Source organism: Methyloglobulus morosus KoM1 (assembly GCF_000496735.2).
GTDB classification, from domain to species: domain Bacteria; phylum Pseudomonadota; class Gammaproteobacteria; order Methylococcales; family Methylomonadaceae; genus Methyloglobulus; species Methyloglobulus morosus.
In genome coordinates this window covers 21,513-27,512 of the sequence record NZ_AYLO01000052.1, presented here as the reverse complement: position 1 = coordinate 27,512, position 6,000 = coordinate 21,513, and the positions used below count along the sequence as shown (strand labels likewise).

Sequence of the window (6,000 nt, the reverse complement as noted above, 5' to 3'; positions counted from 1 at the left end):
GTCCCATAATGCGTCATGAACTCACTCAGGCTAAAACCTTTTTAAAATTGGACTTTGTTTTTCATGACGTTACCTATCATTGATGTGCCGGAATCATCAATGTAGACAGCTTATAACATTGGCTGTTCATTATGGGTAATCAGGTAACTCTTTGAGAGGTAAGCCACTGGTTTGACCAGTGAGACTATCAAGGCTTTGCCTTTAGATTCAGTGCAAAAAGACATGTAGATTGCTCCTCGGGCTTGGCGGGCCTAGAAACGGAAGAGGAGACAATAGAATTATTAACTCGTACGGAAGGCTATCACAGAGGTGACTGCCTTCCGCAGCTACCCTCATTACATCATGGCTTCGGCGAATTTATGCGCCAATACCACTACCAATTCCAATTCACACCGCCGTGTCCACCACGAACTGGCCATACAAATCCCACTCCAGCCTTGTCTGAGAGTCCGACGCCGCCGCCGGCATTGGGGCCGTTCAAATTGATAAACCATGCGGCTCCGGTTGGATTCTCGCTATTAGTGCTGGTCCAATAGACTGGATTATCCGCGCCAAACTTAACCGACACAAATGGATGGCCGGTCGGTAAAGAAGGACTCGAATTACGAGTATCAACCAAACTGGACAATTCTTCAACTGTCGGTAAACGCCATCCTTGGCGATTAGCAAATGTAAAATTACGACAGGTTGTATTTGCATCCAACCAATTACATGCATTAGCTTTGGTGTTAGGGTCTATAAACAGATTTGCATTTCTTGGCCAGATCAGACCTGTTTCCTTGTCCAGCACTAGATCGTCATCCGGATTTCTCGTGTCACCGGGGTTATAGATTGCGAAACGGCGATTTGGTGTGTGATCGGTCCAATGAACCGGATTTTCTTTCCCGTCTTGGAATAGTTCCCAGATTGGTGTGTGCATAATTTTTCCTTATCTGAAGTTAAACATAACATCTGTTCTATGTGCCGACCAAAAGGACTCAAAAAGTTTACTGATCATAACGATGTCACGCTAGTCAAGCCGGCTGTATCATTCAAGACAAGTGATTTTCAGTCCTTGTCTTGCGGCAAGTCTGGCTTTTGGCCATCAAATCAATACGGAGTAAGTGACCAACGTCAGACAAAATGAACCATTTTGTCTGAAAAACCCAACTTATAGGAAGCATTTCGCTCAATATCTTACTACACTAACGAAATATTAAACAAAAAAGTCGACTGTCCATATAAACCAAAACAGTCATTCGTTTTTATTAATAGAATGTCGTTTTGGATCGGTTTTCACCTTTTAAACTGACTTTTTTTCGAATTGCTGGTTTCGTTTCTCTACTGACGATGTGAAAAAAATTGAAATGCGTCCTGCCAAATTTTTTGGCAGTCAATTTTCTACCATCAGAAACGGCGTCTTTTCAGACGGTCACGATTCTTTTCACTTAGGATTAAGAAAGATTCAGTGTTTGCTAACTTCGGACACTCGTAATCCCGCACTTGATTCTAGAAGTTTCTGGAAACCGATTACTCGGTGTATTTTCAACTTGGACAAACTGCAAATTAACAAGAATTAGGCTATGATAAGTTTTTGTTAAATTTAAAGGAAGCAATGTGTTATACAACTTTTCTGAAATCTGCTATACACCTGAAAAGGTGCATGCTTTAAGTTAGACGACAGCAAGCCCACAATGACCAACGGCAGCGTACCATTCAAGCAAGTAGCAATAGATGCCTCTGAAATTCGGGACTGGCCGTCATTTCACGCGGTTTTCGCGAAGGCGTTCGGCTTTCCCGACTTTTATGGTCGCAACATGGATGCTTGGATCGATAGCATGACCGACCTAGACGATCCAAGTGCAGGAATGAGCAAAGTTCACTCACCGCCTGATGGCATCGTTTTAGTCAAAGTGCTCAACGCCAAGGCCTTCTCGAAGCGATGCCCGGAACAATACCGGGCACTGAACGACTGCTCCGCCTTCGTTAACTGGCGTCGGCTCGAGCAGGGGAGTGCGCCCGTGCTGGCGCTTTCTTACCATGAATAGCCTGGGCTGCTGCCTAACACCTCGCTGGAGCGTACGTGTGGAAGATAAAGCGCCAAGCTCAAATAGTGGCGCGCGCGGCGCTCAGCTCAACCGTTATGCGATAGGAAGTGAATGAAGCCAGTATCTACATGCTACATGTGCGACGCTCCAAAGACATCTAAAGAGCACGCACCTCCTGAGTGTCTATTTCCTGAGGAAAAGGATTTCGGACAGGATCTTCGGCGCAATCTAATAACGGTACCGTCGTGCGATGCTCACAATTCCAAGAAGTCGGAGGACGACGAATACTTACGTGCAGTCATCCTATTTACTGCGGTTAGGGCAAGTAGGGTTGCAGAACATCAATTTCTGGGTAAGATGCTTCGCGGTGTCCGCCGCTCTCCAGGTAAGTACTCAGCGCTCTTTACAGACCAAGGAACTGTTTCCAACGGCGCGCTTCGCGCGATGAGAATCGATCGGCCTCGTTTCGACAATTGCATTCAGCATCTCGCAAGAGCCGTATTCTTTCATCACCATCAATCGAAGTGGATTCAACCGATTATGGTCATATCTCCAGACTTCTACAGTACGATTGAGGACGATCAGGTCGTGGAGCATCAGCCCACGGTCGATACGGTTAAGATTTCCCAGGCGTATTTACAATCTGAACCCGTACGGGGCGAAAACCCTAGCGTCTTTAAGTATCGCTTTCGCTATAGTCCGGCAGAGGAATCGCTCGCATTCGCTGCACAGTTCTACGACTTCTTCGACATCTATAGCTACTCGTCGCGGTCTATGTCCGATGCAAGGCCAAAGGCGCAATAACCAACGGGCATTGCGCCGTATTAAGCTCATTTCATTCATCGTATAAGTCTCCCTCATAACCACCTCAATCAAGGGGGTAAACGCCCCGCCTAACCCAATGGTGGAACGTGGAGTAAGGCCAATCTTTTACTTGTTTCACCCCCCATGCTTGACCGGGTTATAGTGGATATAATCCAGGTGCGCCCGGTAATCGGCTTCATCCCTTATCAAGTGTTCCCAGTAACGTCGTTGCCAAATGCCGCGTTCGCCACGCCTTACCCTAACCGCAGACCTCCGCTCGGTTTTGGGCAACGCTTTGGAAAATCCTACCTTAATCAACCGTAAACAGGTGGCATAATCGGCATCGTCAGGCGGAAGCTCGAGGACACAATGAAAATGCTCCGGCAACACCACCCACCCATGTATCTCAAACGGATGCCGCGCCTTGACCACTTTAACCGTTTCCCGTAAAGCCCGGATATGACGCACCAACAAGTCATTACCTTTCCGTTGCAAAAGGTTGACGGTAAAAAAATAGGTGCCGCCTTGATGCCAAACACGTCGGCAATCCATTTTTCTATCGTGACTCCTCTGCAAATTTAAATACGGCGCAATGCCCGATGGTTATCGCGCCCGGTCTTAGCCGAAGAAAAAATCCAAAAATTGGCTTTCTACAATCCCCCTTACCGAACTTCACAACCGCAGCTTGTTGGTTGAGCTGCTGAAATATGATGTCGAAATTGCACGGCGCGAAGGTATTGGCTAATACCCAAGCGATTCATTTGGTGTCAAAATATCAATAATAAGTTTGTACGTCCCTAAAATGCAAAAAGCCGTACCAGTATTTTAAAATGCTGGTACGGCTTTTTTATATAAATGTCTTTGAAAACTTAGGAACGTCGATTTCGAGTTCTTTCGCCCATCAACAACAGGGCACCGGCAAGCAGTGCAATCGCGCTGGTTCCCGATGCAACGGATATTTCAGGGGCTTGGGTCGGATGCTCAGACCTTTCATGATTATCTCGTTTCTCATGCTTTGATTCAGCTACAGCGAAATTCGAGGCAAACAATAAACTTGTTGCGATAGCAATTAATGTTGGTTGTATTTTCATGTTAAACACCTCACGGTTTCACTAGTGAAATAGGGCTGGTCAAAATTTCTAACCAGCAAATTGATAATTTCTTATGACTAACTTTTCAAAAAAATCTTGGCAAGTGTGCCCTTAAAACTGGACGCGTTCAGTGCGGTAGCTAACATAATTGAAGATATTCGGTTAGAAAGCGATTTTTTCAGTGTGAAAAAACTTAACCAAATAGCTGAGCACTAGGGGGCTGTAGCAATTAGTCAATTAATTTGACGGAAATGCCTGTTTAATAAACATAGCAGTTGCTGAATAAATGAGTAAATCGGTTAAACAATAACCAAACAAGGCCGTATTGCTATTCGTGCCGCGCATTATTCAATTTCATTTAAGTCTCCTTCACAACCGCCCCACTCAAGGGGATAAACGCCTTGCCTGACCCAATGGTGGAACGTGGAGTAAGGCCAATCTTTTACTTGTTTCACCCACTCACGCTTGACCGGGTTATAGTGGATATAATCCAGGTGCGCCCGGTAATCGGCTTCATCCCGTATCAAATGCTCCCAGTATCGGCGTTGCCAGATGCCGCGTTCGCCACGCCTTACCCTCACCGCAGACCTCCGCTCAGTTTTGGGCAACAATTTGGAAAAACCAATTTTTATCAAGCGCAAACGGGCGGCATAATCGGCATCGTCAGGCGGAAGCTCGAGGACACAATGAAAATGCTCCGGCAACACCACCCAGCCATGTATCTCGAACGGATGCAGCGCCTTGACCACTTTGACCGCTTCCCGCATAGCCTGGATGTGCCGCACCAACAGGTCGTTGCCTTTCCGTTGCAACAGGTTGACGGTAAAAAAATAGGTTCCGCCTTGATGCCAAACACGCCGGTAGTCCATTTTTCTATCGTCACTCCTCTGCAAGTTTAAATACGGCGCAATGCCCGATGGTTATTGCGCCTTACGGCCTTGACCAGTGAGACCATCAAGGCTATGCCTTTAGATTTACGTCCGTGCTCTTTTGTTCCTACTAGAAAGCGTTCGTTCGAACGTAACTACGGAACTATAATGCGGGAAGACTCGGATTCCTTTTTTCTTTTCGGAAGACCAAGTGCCCCGCAACTCAATAAGACGACACAGATTCCGCTTGTGATCAATAAAACCCGGTTAATCAAGAGAGAATGTTCATAACTTTTCAAAACTGCTGACATCCGATCGTATTTCAATGAGTTTTCGTCTTTCATCGACTCAATTTCATCACCGAATGCCTTAAGCGAACCCACGTAGGCATTAGAATCCCTGATAACTTCAAGCAATATATCATCGAACTTCTGGTAATACTGCAAGCGCTCCTCTAGTTTTGCTATGTCTTTGGTTTGGTTCTCGTGGAACTGTAATAAATGGTTCAACATATCATCTTCGTTTTGGAGCATACTGGTAACCGATGTTGCTAACACGTGAAGATGTGGATAAATATTCGCATCAAACTGATGAAGACTCCCTTGATCGTGCTTTAATTCGGATCGGCGTAGTGAGATTTTTGTGTACCAAGAAGCACGACTGCGTTCGGCGAATGATGACTCCTTAAAAAAATCAGAATTATTAAGCATCTCGTACCATTGACGGCTTCTTTCCATGATGTGGCTCAGACTGTTCATAGACGCCATTTCCCGATGAAATTTTCGATCTAAAACCGCATACTCCTTCAATTGTGAAGGGATCGTATCCATTTTCTCGTATATGCTCTTATATTCAAGAAACGCATAACTTGCCAAAGCAATGGCAAACGGTAAAAGTGCTAGTGAGAGTTTTTGCAAACTATCCTTCAATACCCAAACCGATTTTCGGGATTCGTCCTGGTTGTCGCTATTGTGTGACATTCGTCCCTACCTCCAAGCGATCCACATAACCCGCGTAGCGAAGCGGAGTCTGATTTATGCGCTGGTTATATTTGTTTGTTAAGTCCAAAGGCGCACTAACTGAAAGGCAGTGCGCCGTATTTTGTCTAAAAGCCATCTCAGTTTTATTGTCCATTCACTACATGCAGCAGAATATGCTGCGCTATTTCGCCCTACCACAGCAACCGCAATAGCTGTCGCCTACCGTTTC

General features: G+C 45.7%; 7 protein-coding genes and 1 pseudogene. 3 read left to right on the top strand and 5 right to left on the bottom strand.

What is annotated here, in order from left to right; translation table 11 throughout:
• Window positions 1-373: 373 nt before the first annotated feature.
• Complete coding sequence (locus MGMO_RS07635) at window positions 374-919, bottom strand: Lcl C-terminal domain-containing protein (RefSeq protein ID WP_023494470.1); 546 nt, start codon at window positions 917-919, stop codon at window positions 374-376.
• Window positions 920-1,673: 754 nt separating this feature from the next.
• Here MGMO_RS07635 and MGMO_RS07630 point away from each other — a divergent pair.
• Window positions 1,674-2,027: a barstar family protein gene (locus tag MGMO_RS07630; RefSeq protein ID WP_023494469.1), complete on the top strand. Its 354-nt coding sequence runs from the start codon at window positions 1,674-1,676 to the stop codon at window positions 2,025-2,027.
• 540 nt (window positions 2,028-2,567) lie between these two features.
• Complete coding sequence (locus tag MGMO_RS19535; RefSeq protein WP_152976317.1) at window positions 2,568-2,831, top strand: hypothetical protein; 264 nt, start codon at window positions 2,568-2,570, stop codon at window positions 2,829-2,831.
• 64 nt (window positions 2,832-2,895) lie between these two features.
• On the opposite strand, the pseudogene MGMO_RS07620 reads toward MGMO_RS19535, so the two are convergent.
• The 4 genes and pseudogenes from MGMO_RS07620 to MGMO_RS07605 form a co-directional block, all read right to left on the bottom strand.
• Window positions 2,896-3,383 (bottom strand): annotated as a pseudogene (locus MGMO_RS07620) (REP-associated tyrosine transposase).
• Between the two features lie 317 nt (window positions 3,384-3,700).
• Window positions 3,701-3,922: a VPEID-CTERM sorting domain-containing protein gene (locus MGMO_RS07615; protein WP_023494466.1), complete on the bottom strand. Its 222-nt coding sequence runs from the start codon at window positions 3,920-3,922 to the stop codon at window positions 3,701-3,703.
• 344 nt (window positions 3,923-4,266) lie between these two features.
• Complete coding sequence (locus MGMO_RS07610; protein ID WP_023494465.1) at window positions 4,267-4,791, bottom strand: REP-associated tyrosine transposase; 525 nt, start codon at window positions 4,789-4,791, stop codon at window positions 4,267-4,269.
• A 155-nt stretch (window positions 4,792-4,946) separates the two neighbouring features.
• Window positions 4,947-5,771, bottom strand: coding sequence for a hypothetical protein (locus MGMO_RS07605; protein ID WP_023494464.1), 825 nt, complete (start codon window positions 5,769-5,771; stop codon window positions 4,947-4,949).
• Window positions 5,772-5,827: 56 nt separating this feature from the next.
• Between MGMO_RS07605 and MGMO_RS19935 the strand changes: the two genes are divergently transcribed.
• Window positions 5,828-5,983, top strand: coding sequence for a hypothetical protein (locus tag MGMO_RS19935; protein ID WP_023494463.1), 156 nt, complete (start codon window positions 5,828-5,830; stop codon window positions 5,981-5,983).
• Window positions 5,984-6,000: the final 17 nt, after the last annotated feature.